The organism is Denitratimonas tolerans (assembly GCF_037203605.1).
GTDB lineage: Bacteria > Pseudomonadota > Gammaproteobacteria > Xanthomonadales > Xanthomonadaceae > Denitratimonas > Denitratimonas tolerans.
Window position 1 is genome coordinate 89864 of sequence record NZ_JBBDHC010000010.1, and the last position, 20213, is coordinate 110076.

The following is a 20213-nucleotide window of genomic DNA, read 5'->3' on the forward strand; positions in this document are numbered from 1 at the left end:
ATGTCCAGTTCAATCACCTCGCTCCTCGTGCGCGTCGCCGCGCTGGCCCTGCTGCTGTTCCCGCTGGCACCGCGGGCGGCCGACATGACCCAGACCATCACCCTGAAGCCGGGCTGGAACGCGATCCACGTCGCGCTGCAACCGGCCCAGAACGACATCGAATCGGTCTTCGCGAACATCCCGGTGCGCAGCGTCTGGCGCTGGATTCCGAATCGCGACCAGGTCCAGTTCATCCGCAATCCGTCCGACGGGCTGGAGAACATCGAAGGCTGGTACGCCTGGTTCCCCGAATCGCGCCCCGACGCCATGCTCACCAATCTGTTCACCATCGACGGCAACACCGCCTATCTGGTGCGTCTGCCCGACGATGCCGGTATTCGCCAGCTCACCATCAGCGGCAAGCCGCGCTTCATCCCCACCCAGTGGCGGCCGGACAGCTTCACCCTGACCGGCCTGTCGGTGACGGCGAGCAATCCGCCGACCTTCAACGAATTCTTCTCCCAGTCGCCCGGCCACACCGGGCAGCCGATCTATCGCCTCGACAATGCCGACGGGCGCTGGAAGCTGGTTTCAGGCACCACGCCGATCAATGCCAACGAGGCCTACTGGATCCACACCCAGGGCAACTCGCGCTACCAGGGCCGCATGCACCTGGTGCTCGACCAGGGCGAGTCGCTCGCCTTTGGCACCGCGTTCGACCAGATGCGCTTCGTGCTGCGCAACCTCAGTGGCGTCAACAGCAGCTTCCAGATCGAGCGGCTCGGCACGATGCGCGTTCCGCTGTCGATGCGACTGGAGGATCCGGAAACGGGCGAGGTGGGCTGGCCGGACCTGCCGGACGTGGAAGTCATCGACGCTCCGGCCAACCAGGATGTCTTCGTCACCCTGGCGATCAAGCGGCCGCAGTTCACCCAGGCGCGAATGGAACAGCTCATCGCCATCACCGACGAACTGGGCGACCGCATCGTCCTGCATGTCGGCGGCGACGTGGTCCAGCCGGGTGCGCTGGCGCAGCGACCCGCCGGCGCGAAGGCGGGCGGCGACAATCCGCTGCTGTTCGCCGGCCTGTGGATCGGCGAGGTGGTGATCGACAAGGTCAGCGAAGCCCAGAACGCCGGCACCGCACCCAAGACGGTCGGTGCCAGCACATTCACCCAGCGTTTCCTGGTGCACGTCAACGCGCAGGGCCAGGCGCGCCTGCTCAAGGACGTGATCCAGATGTGGGAAGAAGGCACGATGCGCCCGAGCAGCATCGACCCCTCCTATCAGGAAGTGGACCAGCCGGGTCGCTACGTGCTCTTGACCAACAAGCAGCTCATCAGTCTCTACAGCGGCGTCGCCGGCCGCGATGGCGTGCCGGTCGGGCTGCGCTTCAGTTCCATCGGCTACGACTTCAGCGGCGAGACGCTGGATTTCACCGGCGTATTCGGCCCCGGCGGGGAAATCTCCACCACGATCGTGATGGAGCCGCAGCTGCCGACCAATCCATTCCTGCACCGCTACCACCCCGATCACGACAACCTGGACGAGCAGTTCCTCAACTACCTGCCCGAGGCGTTCCAGGTGGTGCGCAACGTCCAGATGGCCTTCACCCCGGATGACCCATCGGGCAGCAACGGGCCGGGCTGGGGCGACACGGTGATCGGCGGCACTTTCGCCGAATCGATCACCGGACTGCACCGCAATCCGATTTTCACTTCCGGAACCTTCCACCTTCGCCGCGCCTCGCCGGTGACGGTGCTGAACCAGTGATCAGGGGACAGACCATGGCTTTCCTTCAGTCGATTGATTCGCGCGGCCTGGTGCTCGGAGCCGCGGCCCTGCTCGCGGGTGCACTGGCCCCGCAGGCCCAGGCTGCCTGGCCGCACGGCTTTCCCAACGCGGAGGTGGTGCGCACCGTTGCCGCCCCCAACGGCGACATCCTGATCGCCGGCAACTTCACCGGCGAAACGGTGATGGGCAGCTTCACGCTCAACGCCGCCGGGCTGCAGGACATCTTCGTGGCTCGCCTGGATGCCGGAGGACGCGTGCTGTGGGCCAAGTCCGCCGGGGGCATCCTCACCGATACCGCCGTGGGCTTGGCGCTGGATGCGTCCAACAACGCCTATCTGGTGGGCAACCTCTACGGCAACGCTTCGTTCGGGGTGGGGGTAACCACCAGCGGTCCGAACACGCGCCAGGACGGTTTCGTGGCAAGGATCAGCGCCCAAGGCACCTGGGACTGGGTGCGGCGCGCGAACCACGGAGGCAGCTATCCCTCCAGCGTCAACGACGTGGTGGTCCTGCCGGGCAACTCTTCCGTGGTGCCGCCGATCCCGGACTCGCTGATCCTGACCGGCGCGTACCGGCAGAACGTGACCTTCAATGCGCCCGGCAGCGGCAACAGTGTGACGCTCACCGGCGGCAGCCAAGCACAGGACGACTTCCTGGCGCGGATGCAGGCCGACGGGTCGGCGTGGCTCTGGGCGGTGAATCGCCCCGGAGCGGGCGTGTCGGAGATCGGGCGGCGCCTGCTGCTGGATCAGGAGGGCGGCCTGTACATGCTGGGCGAGGAGGCCCAGGGTCAGACCACCCTGCGCAGCGAGACCTTCGGTCCAGGCACCAATCTTGCAGACAACTGGGAAGTCGCCGAGGCTTGGGGCGGGGCGGCGCACATTGTCTCGCAGCAGCACTTCGATATTCTGACCGCATACTTTGGCGGGTCGCCTGGCCTTGCCCTGCGCAGCGGCCATGTCGCGGTGCAGAGCAAGGCGGCTCTGGACACCACCGAGGCCAGCGCGGTCACGGTGGAGGCGGTGATCATTCGCGGAAACACCATCCTCCGGTACCCCGCGCCTCCGCTTTCATCGGGTGGATACAACTATTCGTCATATCTGAGTGAACATCCGGATTGGTCCGGCACCGAAGACCTGGTGCTGGAGTACCTGTCCGCCACCGGTGACTGGCGCGAGCTGCAGCGCTTCACGGCCGGGGGGGCTGCGGGCGAGCGGATCAGCGCCAGCATCACCAATGGTGATCCGGCGATCCGTCATTCCAACCTCAAGCTGCGGGTGCGGATGATCGGCGGCAGCGGTGGCGAATTCGACTGGTGGTTCGTCGAGCGCCTGACGGCCAAGGCCTACTTCAACGAGGGCTACATTCACTCGATTTCCAACGTGGGCAGCAGTTCGCCGGTCTTTGGCACCCTGCGGCGTTTCCACGGCTCGATTGCGATCTCCGACGCCCTGGCCTTCTCCAGCAACGGCCAGACGCGCATCGCGGTGGTTGGCAAGGCACCCGCCGGCGTGTCGATTCCGCTGACCTCGTGCCCCGCCGTTCCGGGATCCACCGCGGGCTTCGTCGCTGTCCTGCGCCCCGGCAGCGGCACCTATCTGTGCGATCACCTCAAGGCCACCGGCAGCGGCGACGCCTACGCCGTAGCCTCCGATGGCACCCGGGTCTTCGTCGCCGGTGCCTTCAGCGGCAGCCTCGGCCTCGGGCCGCACCTGATCAGCGGCAATGCGGGGGGCGCGGACGCCTACATCGCGGGCCTCGACCTCGACGACGGGCAGTGGGCCTGGCTGACGGGCGGCGCGCCGGCCGTGGGCAATCCGCCCGCGGCGGCGGGCGGCACGGGCGTGGATTCCGCACGCTCGATGATCGCCACCGCTGGTGGGCAGCTCTACGTCTCCGGGCGTTTCCAGGGCATCGCCCAGTTCGGCCCGGTGGACCAACTGGTGGCGCAGGGTGCGACCGACGGATTCATCGTCAAGCTCAGCAACGACGGACGGTTTTTCCAGCCCGAGGCCTGGACGGTGGGCGTGCCGCTGACGCCGCCCAGCGGCGCGAAGGTGGATACGGTCGCGATGCTGCCCGAGGTGTTCCTCGATGGCGTACAGGTGCAGGCCACCGGGAACGAATACCGCTGGTTCACCTGGGTCTACCGGCCCGCGACTTCCTCCGTGGCGGCAACCTGGCAGTTCATCCCCCTGCAGCCGACGCCGCAGGTCGAAGTCCGCTGGCGCGTCAATACCGATCCGACCTCGCCCGCGCGAGTGGTGACGCAGGGTGCCGGCGTCTGGCCCGCGCGCGCCTGCGGCGACATCGACCTGCCCGGCATGCCGGGCGAAGAAGGCTGCTACCAGGCCCACGTGATCGGCGCGCCGGTCGAGGCCAAGCCGGCCGGCTACCAGATCCTCGGCGATCTGGTGTTGCCCTCCGGCGGCAGCAGCGGTGCCACCCTCGACGGCGGCGTGTTCAACGCCCCGCGCAGCGGCTACGCGGTGATCCAGTACGTGCAGGGCACCTCCACCGACCAGATGCAGTTCCCCACCTTCATCGAGGTGGTGCGCTCGCTGCCCTATCACCTGACGGTGAATTTCCAGGACAACGTATCGGTCGAGATCGGCAAGAAGATCACCAGCACCGCGCACAACGAACCCAGCCGTTCCGGCTGGGTACTGAACGAACTGGCCTATTACGACGGCAGCGGCGTCAACGCGGCCTACAACCGCGCCGCGCGCACCGGCGTCATCATCCCGGTGAACCGCTACTCCAGCCGCCGCATCCAGGACGCGGGCCGCGAGCTGGCGGTGGCCTGGTACCGCAGCAATGGCAAGGGCGTCTACTGGCCCAGCCGCGCGGTGCGCTACCAGCCGCGCTGGCCCTATGACCCCGACCGCATCGTCATCGCCAGCGAGCAGGGCAGCGAGGTCTTCGGGCAGCAGATTCTTGGTGCCGCGTCTTTCCCGCAGGCGCACATCTACGTGCAGAACGACTACGCCGCGCCCGGGTTCAATCCCAACGACGAGCACGCGATGATGGCACCGTCCTCCACCGGCACCGGTGCCGATGCGGTGTTCGCGCTGCGCTCGGACTTCGGCGGCGATCTGGATCCGGCGGCACCGTCCGATCCCTACGTCCTGCTCAAGTACTACAACGGCACCACGCTGGAGTGGAACTTCAAGCTCTATCGCGTGCTGGCCACGGGTGCCGGCTACAACCGCTTCCGCTACACCGGCACCGCAGGCACGACGGTGTCGCCGCCCTATCCGGTGCGCCTGCTGCCCGGCTGCGCCGAGACCTTCGTGCAGGGACAGGCCGTGGACGGGCCGCCGCCGCCGCCGTTCTTCCAGGACCACAAGAACCAGCTCTGGGCCAAGTCGGCCGGCAGCGGCAAGGTGCATTACTTCTATCCGATGCAGCCGGGCTTCTACCAGGACAACGACAACAACGACGTCAACGACTACCAGCCCGGCCAGTGCACGCCGTGGCTGGCGCGCCTGCCGCAGTCGCAGGGTGGCGCGGCGACGCCGATGGACCCGATTCCGGTCGAATACACCATCGCCTGGCCGGAGAATCCGCCGCTGCTGGTGGCGGGCGAAACCCTGCTCGCACCCAAGCGCGGCCTGCCTGACATCTCCAGCCAGGCGGCGGTGGAGATCGTCTACGACCAGACCCGCGATGCCGCAGGCGACGACCCTGAGCCGTCGCAGACGCTGGCGCAGCTGATCGACCCGGTCAGCACGCGCTGGGTGCGTCTGTCACAGATTCCCGCAAGCGTGGCGACGAGCTTCCGCACCGACGGATTCCAGGACATCACCGGCTCCTCCGACGGAACCCAGCGGATGCCCGCGTCGCTGGGCGAGCGCATGTACTGGGACGGCATGAACAAGCGACTGGTCATGCACGGCGTGTTCGACGAGACCGGTGCCGGGGATCCCAAGCTGTTGCTCAACGTGATGACCCAGCGCGAGCGCATGCTGCTCAAGAAGTTCAACGGCGGTGACGGCACCGAGGAAGAAACCTTCACCGGCAACTGCCGCGACAGCGGCGCGTGCACCTGGGATCAGGCGGTGGAAGCGCTGTTCCGCCTCACCCGCAATCCCAGCGGCATCAAGAAGATCTGCCGCGACTCGAGCCTCGATGAAAACCGCGTGCGCCAGTGCCATGACATGGTCACCGATATCCCCGCGGGCGAGCTGCTGATCGCCTACGAAGATCCCGAAAACACCGGCTTCCTGCAGCCGCTTTCGGCCGTGGGCGGCGGTTCCGCGCTGACCGCCGGTGCGGCGCAGGGCGCAGGCTACATGACCATCGCCTTCAACAACGATCCTTCGCTCGGCGCGCTGCCGGTGTCGCTGGAAGTGATCCGCGTCGGCTGCCTGGAATCGTCCTCGCTGCCCGGTCCGATGCCCTATCAGGGCCAGATCAACGTGATCGCGCCCGATGACATCTTCGACGAGCAGCTGGTGCTGCGCCACGGCGGCGATTTTGGCGGCAATCCCGATGCGCTGCAGTTCGAGTGGTATTTCCACCCCGATGCCAACGGCACGCCGCCGATGCCCGTGCCGAGCCCGGAAACCGGGCAGATGCACGGCTGGATCCAGTTCCCCGTGGCCAATCCGAACGGCGCGATGGAGATCAGCATCGAGGGAGCCAATATCCAGACCCTGTCGGACAACTGGTACCTGGCGCGCTACCGCGGCCTGTCGGCCTGCGGCAACGACCAGCCCGGACAGTGGAGCCTGTGGGCAGGCCAGCCGGGTGCCACGCCGACCGGGCCGCGTGCGCAGCTGGCCGAAGGCTGGGTCAAGCGCGTCCTGGGCCGGCTCAATCCGTTCGAGGCGCGGGTGCAGGACTTCGGCTCCTCGGAGACCAACAACTACGCCAGCATGCTCATCCAGCTCGGCGAGCGCTACTCGGGTCCGATCGCGCTCAACTCCGATCCCGACAACCTCAACAGCATCGGCCTGATCGAGGCCTACGCCACGGTGATGCGCCGCGCGCTGCAGCTTTCGGCCGATTCCACCCCGCCGATCGACTACGGCCCGGCCAACGCCGCGGTGCTGCTGGTGGCCTCGCGCCTGGCAGATTTCTACACGCTCCTGGGCAACGAGGCTTACGCCGATGCGCAGGATCCCACCATCGCGATCGACTCCGACGGCGGCACCTATTCGCTGTCGCCGACGATCTTCAATTTCCAGAACCAGCTCACCTCCCTGCTCGACGAGGAACTGGTGCTGCTGCGCGGGCGCGACGACAGCCACGGCCCGGTGGCGGCCTCGCCGGTCTACAACCGCCTGTTCTGGAACTTCACCACCGGCGACGGGGAAGTCGCCTATGCGCTGAGCTACAACATTTCCGATCAGGACGTGAACGGCGTCATCAACGAGTACGACGCGCGCATCATGTTCCCGCAGGGCCACGGCGATGCCTGGGGCCACTACCTGACCGCGATGACCACCTACTACAACCTTCTGCGCCATCCGTACTTCTCGTGGAATCCGCAGTCCGAGGCGGTGCAGGTGGCCGGGGTGCCGATCAACGTGGACTTCCTCGACGAGCGTCAGTTCGTCGAGACCGCCGTGGCCAAGGCCAAGACCGGTGCCGAGATCGTCGACCTGACCTATCGCAAGGCCTATGTCGAGAATCCCAACGGCCAGTACCAGGGCTATGACGACACCAATGCGCAGCGCGCCTGGGGCCTGTCCGAATGGGGGCGTCGTGCCGGTACGGGTGCCTATTTCGACTGGGTGACCGGCAACGCCATCCTGCCGGTGGAGGATCCGAATCCGGCGCATGTCGGCATCCAGCGCATCGAGCGCGGGAACATCAGCGAGCTGGCGCAGATCACGTCCGAGTTCGCCAGCATCCAGGGCAAGGTCGATCGTGCCGACGCCGGCCTCAATCCGCTCGGTCTGGCCAAGGGCGTGGTGTCTTTCGACATCGATCCGGCCCAGCTCGAACGCTTCAACAAAACCCAGTTCGAGCAGGTCTGGGAGCGCGCGATGGGCTCGCTCAACAACGCGCTCAAGGTGTGGGACTACGCCAATCTGCTGTCCAATCAGCTGCGCCGGACCCAGGACAGCGCCGACGACCTGTGGGACATGTCGATCGACGAGGAGACCGACTTCACCAACCAGATGATCGAGATCTTCGGCTATCCCTACGCCGACGACATCGGTCCGGGCGGCACCTATCCGGACGGCTACGACGGCCCGGACCTCTACCACTACATGTACATGGACGCACCTGCCCTGGCCGGAACGACCTTCGACTTCGATACGCCGGTGCAGGCCGACATGGCGGTGCGCCGCGTCAAGCGCTTCAAGGGCTACTACCGGCCGGCCGCCAACGGCGTGGGCTTCTTCAATACCAGCCGCACCGGGACCCTGGGCGGCGTGTCCAGTGGTGACTGCGACGTGTCGCCGATGGGCACCGGCTGCGCGCTGGGCGACACCGACAACACCAGGCTGCTCGAAGTCGAGTACGTCACCACCGATACTCCCGGCACCGGCCTGCTGTTCACCAAGCCGGATGATTGGACCGGTACGCGCCGCGCGCCCGGCCGCCTGCAGCAGACGCTGCAGGAGATCCTGATGGCGCAGATTTCGCTCAAGCAGGGCATTCTGGAATACGACGCGATGCGCCTGGAACTGGAGGCCGGGATTTCAACCCTGCGCGCCACGTTCGGGACGGCCCAGGCCAACATCAACCTGGCCATCGCTCAGCGCAACGAGCTGCGCAACCTCACCATCGCGGCACAGGTGATGACCAACTCGGCCATCGCCACGCGGCGCGTGGGCAACATCCTGAGCGAAGTGCTTGATACCACCGGGGACTGCGTTCCGGACAACGTGATCGCCGGCCTGGCGGGCGGCGGCGACCTGTTTTCCACCATCAAGTGCGCAATCGACGGCTCCGCCTCCACCATCACCTCGGTGGCCGACGGCATTGCCGACGGGCTGGAAATCGCCGGCAACGCCATCGATGCCTCCAAGGAGGACGTGAGCGAGCTGTCGGGCATCCGCACCCTGATCAACGACTCCAACCTCGATCTCTACAACCTCGCCGGCGAGATCGACGCGATCATGCGCCAGGAGCCGCTGCTGCGCTCGGAGATCTTCGCCCGGGCCGAGGCCATCAAGCAGCTCAGGGGCGAGTATCTGGCTACGCTCGCCGAAGGCCTGCGGGTTTACGAGCAGTTGATCAAGTTCCGCCGCGGTGCCGCTGCCGCCACGCAGGAAGCGCGTTACCGCGACATGGCCTTCCGCATTTTCCGCAACGACGCGCTGCAGAAGTACCGCGCGGCGTTCGATCTGGCGGCGCGCTATGTCTACCTCGCCGCCTCGGCCTATGACTACGAGACCAACCTGCTGGGCGGCGACAGCAAGGCGGGGCAGGCATTCCTGACCAGCGTGGTCAAGCAGCGCAGCCTGGGACAGGTGCTGAACGGCGTGCCGGTGGCTGGTTCGCCGGGTCTGGCCGACACCATGGCCCAGCTCAAGCTCAATTTCGACGTGCTCAAGGGCCAGATGGGCTTCAACGCCCCGCAGGTGGAGACCAACCGCTTCTCGCTGCGGCGTGAACTGTTCCGCATCGATGCCGGTGCGGATGGCGACGAGGGCTGGCGCAGCACGCTGGAGGCCGCGCGCGTGGCCGACCTGTGGCAGATCCCGGAATTCCGGCGCTACGCCCGCCCGTTCGCGCCGGAAAGCGTCGGACCCCAGCCGGGCCTGGTGTTCGAGTTCTCCACCAATGTCACCTCCGGGCTGAATTTCTTCGGCTGGGATCTGGGTGCCAACGACAGCTCCTACAACCCGAGCCGCTTCGCCACGCGCATCCGCTCGGTCGGTGCCTGGTTCGGCAACTACGCCAGCCTGCCGCTGGCCGATGACCCGAACGTCTACCTGATCCCGGTCGGCCAGGACGTGCTGCGCTCGCCCGATCCGCTCGACTTCACCGTGCGCCAGTGGCAGGTGGTGGAGCAGAAGATCCCGGTGCCGTTCCCGATCGGCGCGGCCGAGCTGGGTCGCTACGACTGGGTGCCGACCGAGTCGCTGGACGGCGCGCGTACCGACCTCATCCGCTACCCGATGATGCGCGCGTTCCACTACAGCGAACCGTTCGACGACAACCAGGTCAGCGCGGACAGCCGCCTGATCGGCCGCTCGGTATGGAACCGCCGCTGGCTGCTCATCATCCCCGGCAGCACTTTCCTCGCCGATCCGAACGATGGCCTGGACACCTTCATCCACGGGGCGAAGGTTCCGGGTGGAAACGGGGTGCGCGATGGCCACGGCGTGGACGACATCCGCATCTTCTTCAAGACCTATTCCTACTCGGGGAACTGACCATGAGCCGCCCGATCCTCGCCTTCATGCAGTTCCTGGCCATCGCACTGATGTGCCTGGCGCTGCCGGCACGCGCCAGCATCGACGCGCCGAACCACATCTACTACGGCAGCGCCACGCTGTACGGCGTGCCGGCCCCGGCCAACACGGTGGTGGAAGCACGCGCGCCGGGCAGCGGCGCGGTGCTCGCACGCTATGTCATCGGCAGCAGCAGCCACATGGGCAACAGCTACCGCATCGACATCCTGATGGACCAGGTCGAGCCGCGCACCGAGGGCCGGGCGCGCCCCGGCGACCCGCTCAACATTTACCTCGGCGGACAGCTGGCGGCCCAGGTTTCGGGCGGCGTGGGCGCGGTGGGCGCGACCACCCGCCTCGACCTCGATCCGCAGAACACCGGCACCGGCCCGGCCATCAGCATTGCCGATGCGCAGGTTTACGAAGGGCAAACCGGTCTCACCAACGTCGATCTCGCCATCACGCTCAACACATCCGCGGCGCAGGCGCTGACCGTGTACTGGGAAACACGCAACGGCACCGCGATCGGCGGACCCCTGTGCGGTTCGGGCGCGGATTTCCGCCAGCTTGCAAACCAGGCGCTGGTCATCCCGGCCGGTGCCACGAGCGCCACCTTGCGGGTGCAGGCTTGCGGCGACACCGTGGTGGAGCCTGATGAGACATTCACCGTGGATCTGCTCTCGACCCTCGGCAACTTCGGCGTGTTCGCAAAGTCCACCGCCGTCGTCACCATTCAGGACGATGACGATGTGCCCACGCTCGCCGTGGACGCCGTGCGTGTGGCCGAGCCGCCGAGCGGCAGCTCGGTGGCGCGTTTCGTCGCGAAGCTGAGCCGCAGCCACACCCGCACGGTGTCGTTCCAGTACGCCACCCAGGGTGGCAGCGCCCAGCCGGGCGCGGACTTCGTTGCGGCCAGCGGCACGCTCAGTTTCGAGCCGGGAGACATCGAAAAGAACATCGACGTCACCATCCTGGCCGACGCGGCGACCGAACCGGACGAGACCTTCCGCCTGCAGTTCAGCAACCCCGTCAGCCTGGTGCTGGCACAGACCTTCGCCAACGGCGTCATCGTCGACCCGACGCATGATCCCGCAGTGGAGGAAGTGGATGCACAGACCGGCGCGATGCTGCCCGATCTGGCGCAGCCCAGCGCGATCGCGCTGTCGCCCGATGGCCTGCACGCCTACGCCACCTCCGATTCGCGCGGCGCGGTCGTGCACTTCCAGCGCGATCCCGGCACCGGCGTGCTCAGCCCGGTGTCCAGCTATACCATCGCCACCACCGGCTTCGAACAGGCCAGGCTCAAGGGCCTGAAGGACATCCGCATCAGCGCGGACGGTGCCTTCGTCTACCTGGCCGCGCTGCGCGACAACGCCGTGACGGTGCTCTCGCGCGATGCCGCCACCGGCGCACTCGGCTTCGTGCACTCGGTGGTGCACGGCGGCTCGGTGCTGGGGCTGGAAGAAGTCGTGCGCCTGGCCCTGAGTCCGGATGGCATGCAGCTCTATGCGCTGGGACGCAGATCCAACGCCATCGTCACCCTCAGCCGTGATGCGGTCACCGGTCAGCTCGGCTTCGTGCGTTCGCAGAGCAAGGACGCCCCCGGCCTGCTGAATCTGGTCCAGCCTTCCGGCATCGCGGTGTCTGCCGATGGCGCGCAGGTTTACGTCACCGCCAGCGGCGGCAACGCGGTGATCGCGTTCGATCGCAACGGCAGCGCCGGCGATGCCGATTTCGGCAAGCTCACGCTCAAGCACAGCTACGTGAACGGACTGGCCGGCGTCAGTGGCATCCTCGGCGCGCACGGCCTGGCGCTCTCGCCCGACGGGCACCAGCTCTATGTCGCTGCGAGCGCCAGCCACAGCCTGGTGCACTTCGACCGCGCCGCCGACGGCAGCCTGACCCATCGCGCCGTCTGGAAACACGGCGATGCCGGCGTGTACGGCCTGCGCGGCGCGCACAGCGTGGCGGTGGCACCCAACGGCAGGGAGGTGTTCGTGACCGGGGCCCAGGACGACAGCCTGAGCGTCTTCAACCGCGCGACGGCCGGGGTCCAGGCCGGTGCCCTCAGCGTGCATCGCACCGTGTTCAAGGGCGACAACGGCCTCAACCACCTGTCCATCCCGGGCGCGATGGCGGCCAGCGGCGATGATCGCTTCCTCTACGTCGCGGCCAGCGGCGGAGACGGGGCAGTCATCACCTATCGTCGCCTTTCGGCAGACAATCTGTTCAGCGATGGCTTCGAGCCGCCGCCGGTGAACTGATCCGGCACCCCACATCGCGCCCCGGGTTTCCGGGGCGCGGCGTTTCCGGGGCGTGATGGGCGGAGAAGGGCGCGTCGAAGCGCTTCTGGACGGCGTTCCAAGTCGTTCCCACTCCCGCAGCGCAGCCGTACAGCACCGGTCCAGACCCTGACGCCTTTGCCCTGCCGTCTCAGGCCATGAGACGGCCGCTGGCTACAATGCCGCCATGGAACCGACCCACCTCAGCCTGCTCCTTGCAGCCATCGCCGCGCTGCTGGCGATTGCGCTCGCCATCGTCCTGATCCTGGGAGCGCGCCGCCGCGCCCGCGCCGTCGCAGCCGCTTTCGAGCAGGGGCGCGCTTCGCGCGATGCCGAGCAGGTGGCGCTCGCGCACGAGCGCGACGCGCATCTCGCCCGCGCGCGCGAGCTGGCCGAGCGCCTTGTCGCAGCGGAGGGCGAGCTTCGGCAGCTGCGCGAACGCGCCGATGTCCTGTCCGACGATCGCGCCGCGCTCACCGTCAAGGCCGAGCGCAGCGCCCAGCACGAAGCCCGCGCCGCCCGCCTCGACGGCGAACTGCGAGATGCGCTGGAATCCAGCGCCGCCGCCCGCGCCCGCGCGGCCGAGCTTCAGGCCCGCCTCGAAGAACAGCAGCAGGCCACCGAACTGCGCCTGCGCGAGTTCGACGAGCGCCTCAAGGCCGAACTGGCCCAGCTCGCGCAAGGCGTGCTGGAGGAAAAGACCCGCCACTTCGACGAGCGCAGCGAAAAACAGCTTGGCGCGCTCCTCACCCCGCTGCGCGACCAGCTCACCCAGTTCACCCAGAGCATCACCCGCACCAACGCCGAAATCCTTTCGCTGAAAACGCTCAACCAGCAGATCACCGCCGAAGCCGCCAACCTCACCCGCGCGCTCAAGGGCGACAGCCGCAGCCAGGGGGCCTGGGGCGAGCTGGCGCTGGAGCGCCTGCTGGAAATCTCCGGCCTGCAGATTGGCCGCGCCTTCCACATGCAGGTGGTCTACAAGGGCGAGGACGGCGGTCGCCCGCGCCCGGACGTGATCGTGCGCCTGCCCGACGAACGCGACCTGGTGATCGACGCCAAGGTGTCGCTCACCGCCTGGGACCGCGCCGTCGCCAGCGCCGACGACGCCCCGCGCGAGCTGGCCATGAAGGAGCACCTCGCCTCGCTGCGCCGCCACATCGATGACCTGGGCAAGCGCGACTACAGCGCCGTGCCCGACCTGCGCACGCTCGACTTCGTGCTCATGTTCGTGCCGGTGGAAGCGGCCTACATCGAAGCCCTGCGCCGCGACGACGCGCTCTACGCCTACGCGCTGGAGCGCAACATCGCCCTGGTCAGCCCCAGCACTCTGCTGGCCACCCTGCGCACCGTCGCCCACCTGTGGCGCATGGAAGACCGCAACCTCAACGCCCAGGAAATCGCCCGCCAGGCCGGCGCCCTGCACGATGCCTTCGTGATGCTGGAAGCCGAACTGACCCAGGTCGGCGAACAGCTCAACCGCGCCCAGCGCAGCCACGAAGCCGCCGTCCGGCGCATCAGCACCGGCCGCGGCAACCTCGTCGGCCGCGTCGACAAGCTGCGCAAGCTCGGTGCCGACGCGCGCAAGCGGCTCGACGTGGAACGCGGCGAAGCCGATGACGATGCGGAACCTGTCGTCGAGCCGGACGTCGAATAGAATCCGCGCCGCTCGGCCGGACACCAGGGAAACCAGCGGACTGATCCTGGAGGCGTAACGGATGCCAGCGCTTTGCCGGCTCAGTTTCGATTCGAGTGAAAGTGAGCAAAGGCATCCCGAATCTGGCTGCGCAGCTGTCCGTCGTCCCACGGTTTGGTCAGGAACCGAAATACCGATCCTCGGTTGACGGCTTCCGTGACGACGCTGAGGTCGGTGTAGCCGGACAGAATGATGCGCACCGTGTCGGGATAAAGGCTCTTTACTTTTCCCAACAGTTCGGTGCCCGACATGCCCGGCATGCGCTGGTCGGACAAGATCACCTGGATCGGGTGCAGTGCCAGCAGGTCCAGCGCTTCGGCACCATTGCTGGCAGTGAAGATGCGGTAACCGTCGCGCCGCAGCAGGCGAGTCAGGGCATTGCAGATACCGACCTCGTCGTCCACCACCAGCAGGTTGCGATGATCGGACGATTCAGCACCCGGAATCGCGACCTTGCGCCGGCTCAGGATGCTGGCGACAAAGGCGTCGGCCTCGATGGGCGGGCTGAAGAAGTTGCCTTGCACCTCGTCACAGTGGTGCTGGGTCAGGAACATGAGCTGTGCGTGCGTTTCGACACCCTCGCCAACCGCCTTGAGGCGCAAGCTGCGCGCGATTCCGATGATCGCCAGCGCGATCGCGGCATCCTCGACGCTGCGGGTGACGTCAACGATGAAGCTTCGATCGATCTTGACTCGGTGGAAAGGCAGCTGCTTGAGGTGCGAGAGCGAGGAGTATCCAGTTCCGAAGTCATCGAGCGCCAGCCCGACGCCGAGTCCGCGCAGCTGTTTGAGCACGAGTGCGGAAGTGGCCGTGTCCTGCAGCACCGCGCTTTCTGTCAGCTCCAGTTCGAGTCGATCAGGTGGCAGCCGATGCCGCGCGAGCGTCTCTGCCACTACCTTGAACAGGTCGCCCCGGTTGATCTGGACGGCCGAAATGTTGGCGCCGATCTGCACGATCGGCACTCCGGCGGCCCGCCATTGCGCCTGCTGCAAGCACACCTTTTCGAGTACCCAATTGCCGATCTGGACAATCAGTCCGCAGCGCTCGGCGGCACTGATGAATTCTCCGGGCATGATCAATCCGCGTTCCGGATGATGCCAGCGGAGCAGGGCTTCCGCGCCCACGATTTCACCACTTACAAGGTCGACTCGCGGCTGATAGACGAGCGCGAACTGCTCGCGGTCGAGCGCTTCACGCAGCTGCGCTTCCAAGGACCGGGTGCTCCCTTGGCCGCCTGCGCTCGTATGTTTCATGAATCTTTCGCCGCTTGCCTTGGCAAGGCGCAGGGCGGCACCGGCGCGCTCCAGGTCAGGCAACTCGTTCGCATCATCCGTGGCGGCCGAATACCTGGCTGCACCGAATCGCGCCTGCAGCCGTATATCCTTTTCGCCAATCCTGAACAGACGTTCGAAGATCAACACAAGCCGGCCGCGCATTTCTTCGCAGACATCAACCTCGCCGGCAACAAGGGAGGGTTCGGCGACTGCGAATGTGTCACCCCCGATGCGCGCGATCAGCGCCGGATCCTTGAACGATTCGCTCAGGCGGATGCCGATATCGCGCAGCAGCAGATCGCCCACCGCGTGTCCGTACTGCCGGTTGACTTGGGCGAACTCTTCCAGATCCAGCACGATGACACCCAATTGTCCGTCCCGGGAGCGTACTTCGCTTGCAAGCGCCTCCAGGCTTTGGCGGAACGACTGGGCGTTCATCAGGCCGGTGAGAGGATCGAAGTGGATCAGGTGGCGAAGCCGGCTGGCGGTTTCGATGTGTTCCAGGGCATATGAGAGGTCGCGCGCGACCCATTCCAGCAGCTCGATCTCCGCTTCGTCGAAGAATCCGGACTCCGGTGCCATCAATACCAGAGCGCAATCGACTTTCCCCGCCGCCAGCAGCGGGAATGCGGCTCCCGAAGGCCTTTCCGGCGACTCGATGCAATTGCCGAACCCGGGAGGCGCAATGTCTGAATCGGCGAGCGTATTGGCAACCACCGAGCGGGCGCTCCGCAGGGCGCGAATGCCCAAGGTGTCTTTGTAGCGGCCTGGGTCGAACGTCAGGCCATCAGATGAAAATTCCGCACTGCTGCACGCCGTGCTGCCCACCAGTCGTCGCAACATGCCAGTCGACGAATCGATCTCCTCCACCCACGCCAGCGCGAAGTCGCCATCCCGTACCGCGATGCGGCAAGCCTCACGAAGGAGCGAGGCGCGGTCCTTGCGCCGCAGCATGGCCGAATGGATCGCGCCGATCATGCGCCGCAACCGGTCAAGGCGCGCGAGCCTGTGTTCCTGCAGCTTGCGCTCCGTGACATCGTTCATCAGGAGCAGGATGGTGCCGTCGGGCATCCCTGCAAGGATGATGCGAACGGAAACGTCCTTGTCCGGGCCGTGCGGCAATCGCCACTCTTCCTGAACCCGCCCGCCGTCGGCAAACCGTGCCAACCCTGCGGGAGCGGGTGGGAAATTTTCTCCGCCGGCGAGTTCTGACAGGTGTTTGCCAACGCTTGCGGATCGTTCCCGGCCAAATATCCGGCATGCGACCGGGTTGATATCGACGCAAATCCCGTCGGCATCGGCAATCAGAACGCCTGCCGGTGCGTTTTCGAACAGCAGGCTGTAGCGCTCCTGACTTTGCCGACGCTGTTCCTCCGCCTCGATCCTTTCGGAAATGTCTACGCCCACGCCGACGAGGCAGTCGACGCCATCAAGCTGCACGCGTCGCCCGGTAAGAATATGCTGCCGGATGCGTCCTCCGCGCAATTGCACGCCTGCCACGATCGCGGCATCGCCGTTTGCAAATACCCTGGCAATCGCTGCCTTGAGCCGGTCCTGATCCGACTCCGCAACGAAGTCGGCGGGGCTCATGCCGCGAATCTGCTCCGGGCCAAGCCCCGTGAGGCGCTCGAGGTTCTGGTTCCATCGGAGAAGCCGGCCATCCTTGTCGTACAGGTACAAGATGCCCGGCATGCTTTCGATCATGGCATCGGCAAGGCGCTGCGCATGTTCGACCTGTTGCTGCGTTTGCCGCATTGCCTGGCTGCGCGCCAGTATTTCCAAACCGAACCCGACGCCGTTGGCAAAGCGTTCCAGCAGGGAAATTTCCTGTTCGCGGAAGTACCCGCGCTCGCGCGAGTAGACATTGAGGGTTCCGGCAATCATCCCGCCGTCACGGATCGGAATGGCGGCTGCCGCGCGCAAGGCGCTATTCCGTATGGCATCCTGCCAGGGAGCCAATCCGGGGTCGTTCTGCATGTCATTGCTGACGCAATGCGAGCCAGTACGAAACGCCGTGCCGATCACCCCGCGCCCCTCGGCACGCTCATCTGCGAAGACCGCGACGCGCGCAAGCTGCGCCCACGCATCCCCGGCGAATGCCACGGGCAGGATCCGCTGCGTCGCGGGTTCGTGCCAGCCGATCCAGGCCGTAGAGAACCCGGCATCGTCGACCAGGCTCTCGCAGGCCGCCTGGAACAGTTTGTCGCGCGGCGGCTCGCTGGCCACGACTCGAACAATCCGGGTCAGCGCGGCATACAGTCGAGAGATCCGGACGGCTTCCTTCTCCCGCGCGAGCAACGCGGCTATGTCACGCATTCGTTCGGTCACGCCGGCACTGCGGCCATCGTCGTCCCGGATCGGCGTGCAGCCGACCAACACCCGCACCCTGTCGCCACGCTTGTGCAACCGCGATGTTTCGAGAGGTGCGACCCGACCCTCCTCACGACACACCCGGAGCATGTGCGCGTGCTCTTCCTGTGCGTCTTCCGGAACGATACGGTTGATCGGCTGTCCAAGCATTTCTCCTGCGCAGTATCCAAGGATGCGTTCGGCCCCGGGATTCCAGCCAATGACACGGCCGGCCTCGTCGCTGCGGATGATTGCGTCCAGTTCGCAGTCCGATACCGCCGGAAGTTCGCCGCAGTCCTCCCAGGGCGACGCCATCACGTCTCCTTCCGGCATGCCTGGCGATGCGCCGTCCGGAATGCGGCGAGCCAACTGCGAGGCGATCAGGTGCAGGCTCGCGTTGCGCCGTTCGTCCCAGGTCACCGGCTCCCGGGCAAGGACGCACAGGCTGCCCAGAACCGCGCCATCCTCCGCGAGCAGCGGCACACCGGCAAGAAACGCCAGCCTTGGCGTATCTGCCGCGATCGTGACCGCCGCCGGTCCGGAGTCCGTCACTGGGTCGAGCACCGTTCCGTCCGCCGCTCCGGTGGCTACGCTGAGGCATGCCGGTGCCAGGGCACCCATCTGGGCAGCATCCAGCCCCACTGCCACGCACGGCGTCTGGAGGTCATCGGAGCCGAGCGAGAGCAGTGCGATCGGGAGTTCACAGACGTGTGCCGCAAGCGTCACGGCATCCACGCCCCCGGCAGCCACCGCCAGCTTGTGGAGCCAATGCGACGAGGCTGCCCCGGGTCCTGCGCTGCGGGAGTGTTCCATCGTGATCGATCCTGCAGTTCAATTCGACAAGGACCGGTACCACCCGGCAGGCAGGCCCGATGGCTGAGCATCGAGCAGCGATCCCGGCTCGCGCGAAGACGTGCATCGACGCATGAAAACCCGTGTCGCACGATTGCGTTGCCTGCGTGCATTTCCTATCATCGTTCCAGCGTATCCGCAAGTGTCGTCGAGGACTCTGGTCGGGAACAACACGCTTGCCGATCAGATGTTCTTTGGATGGAGTCATGGACTGCGGCACGCAACCACCGTGGCACCCGCTTTATCTTCCGAGTGCCCTTTGACCCGTCGCGGGTGGCGTTGTCGGACCTTCTGCAAGGATGTGCGGGCGGGTTCTGCCACGAGATGCCGGGCACCCGTTCCGAGGACCTGATGGACGCCGAACGCCCCGCCCCGCCAGCAGCGACCACCATGGCCAGGCCATTCGGTCGATCGGGTGATCCGGGGGAGATCGATTCGCACGTCCTGCGGCTGATCGAGCACATGCCGGCAGCCGTGCTGTTGTTCGAGGCCGACCAATCCGTCCTGTACAGCAATCGCGCCGCCAAGATCCTGGCGCAGGTGCTCTCGCCGGATGAGGGTGCCTCCCCGCGCACGCGCTTGCAGGACTGGCATCCACGTCTCGTGCCTCCGAGCGCGCTGGAGCTGTGCCGTGCGCGCGGCATGTGGTCTGGCGAAGTGGCGCTGGATTCTCCATATCGAGCGGCGCGCGTGCTTCTGGTCAAGATCCATGCGCTCGGCGATTACGGTGGCGGGCCATACGGCTTGTCATTGCGCGACATCACCCTCGAGCACGACCGCGAACTGGAACTCAACCTGCGCAATAGCGAACTCGAAGTGGCCTTGAGCAGGCTCAGCAGCGCCCAAGAAGCCGTGCTGAAGACCGAGAAGCTCGCTTCGATCGGGCAACTGGCGGCCGGCGTGGCGCACGAAATCAACAACCCCATAGCGTACGTCAAGTCCAATCTCAATACGCTGCAGCACGACATCTTCCAGCTGCTGTCCGAAATCCGCTCTCGCCTGCGCGGTCAGCCCATGGGCGAGGGATACGGGATCGACATCGACGAAGTCGCGACCGAAATTCAGGAATTGATCGCCGAATCGTGCGAAGGTGTTGATCGCGTCGTCAAGATCGTCCGTGACCTCAAGGACTTCTCCCATCTGGACCGGATCGACAACTGGGTGCTGGCCGACCTCCATGCCGGGCTCGAGTCGACCCTGAACATCGTCTGGAACGAACTCAAGTACAAGGCTCACATCGTCAAGACCTTCGGAGATCTGCCGCTGATCGAATGTCTGCCCTCGGAACTCAACCAGGTCTTCATGAACATGCTGATGAATGCGGTGCAGGCGCTGGAAAACTACGGCGTCATCACGGTTACCACGGAGCGCTATGGCGACAAGGTGCGTGTCTCCATCGGTGATGACGGCAAGGGCATACCCGAGGACGTGCTGCCGCGGATCTTCGATCCCTTCTACACCACCAAGATCGTGGGCGAAGGTACCGGGTTGGGCCTTGCGATTTCCTATGGCATCGTGGCAAAACACCATGGCACGATCGAGGTGACCAGCGTGCCGGGCCAGGGAACGCTGTTTTTGATCGAGTTGCCGATTGAGCAGCCCCGAGAGCGGGGCATGGAGTCATGAA

At 66.1% G+C, this 20213-nt stretch carries 5 protein-coding genes and 2 pseudogenes; 5 read left to right on the top strand and 2 right to left on the bottom strand.

What is annotated here, in order from left to right; all coding sequences use genetic code 11:
• The 4 genes from WB794_RS08435 to WB794_RS08450 all read left to right on the top strand — a co-directional run bounded on the left by WB794_RS08435 (position 1) and on the right by WB794_RS08450 (position 14072).
• Positions 1 to 1752, top strand: coding sequence for a hypothetical protein (locus WB794_RS08435; RefSeq protein WP_337335409.1), 1752 nt, complete (start codon positions 1 to 3; stop codon positions 1750 to 1752).
• Positions 1753 to 1766: 14 nt separating this feature from the next.
• Positions 1767 to 10115 carry a hypothetical protein gene (locus WB794_RS08440; protein ID WP_337335410.1) on the top strand — a complete coding sequence of 2783 codons (8349 nt, stop codon included), beginning with the start codon at positions 1767 to 1769 and terminating at the stop codon, positions 10113 to 10115.
• Between the two features lie 2 nt (positions 10116 to 10117).
• The gene (locus WB794_RS08445) at positions 10118 to 12397 is read left to right on the top strand and encodes a Calx-beta domain-containing protein (RefSeq protein WP_337335411.1); all 2280 of its coding nucleotides are present in this window, start codon (positions 10118 to 10120) and stop codon (positions 12395 to 12397) included.
• Positions 12398 to 12602: 205 nt separating this feature from the next.
• Positions 12603 to 14072, top strand: a complete 1470-nt coding sequence (locus WB794_RS08450) for a DNA recombination protein RmuC (RefSeq protein WP_337335412.1) — start codon at positions 12603 to 12605, stop codon at positions 14070 to 14072.
• An 80-nt stretch (positions 14073 to 14152) separates the two neighbouring features.
• On the opposite strand, the pseudogene WB794_RS13530 reads toward WB794_RS08450, so the two are convergent.
• Together WB794_RS13530 and WB794_RS08455 are read right to left on the bottom strand one after the other, a co-directional pair.
• Positions 14153 to 14518 (bottom strand): annotated as a pseudogene (locus WB794_RS13530) (response regulator); the annotation flags it as partial.
• 102 nt (positions 14519 to 14620) lie between these two features.
• A pseudogene (locus WB794_RS08455) lies at positions 14621 to 18547 on the bottom strand (EAL domain-containing protein); the annotation flags it as partial.
• A 390-nt stretch (positions 18548 to 18937) separates the two neighbouring features.
• Between WB794_RS08455 and WB794_RS08460 the strand changes: the two are divergent.
• Positions 18938 to 20212, top strand: coding sequence for an ATP-binding protein (locus WB794_RS08460; protein ID WP_337335414.1), 1275 nt, complete (start codon positions 18938 to 18940; stop codon positions 20210 to 20212).
• The last annotated feature ends 1 nt before the right edge of the window (position 20213 follow it).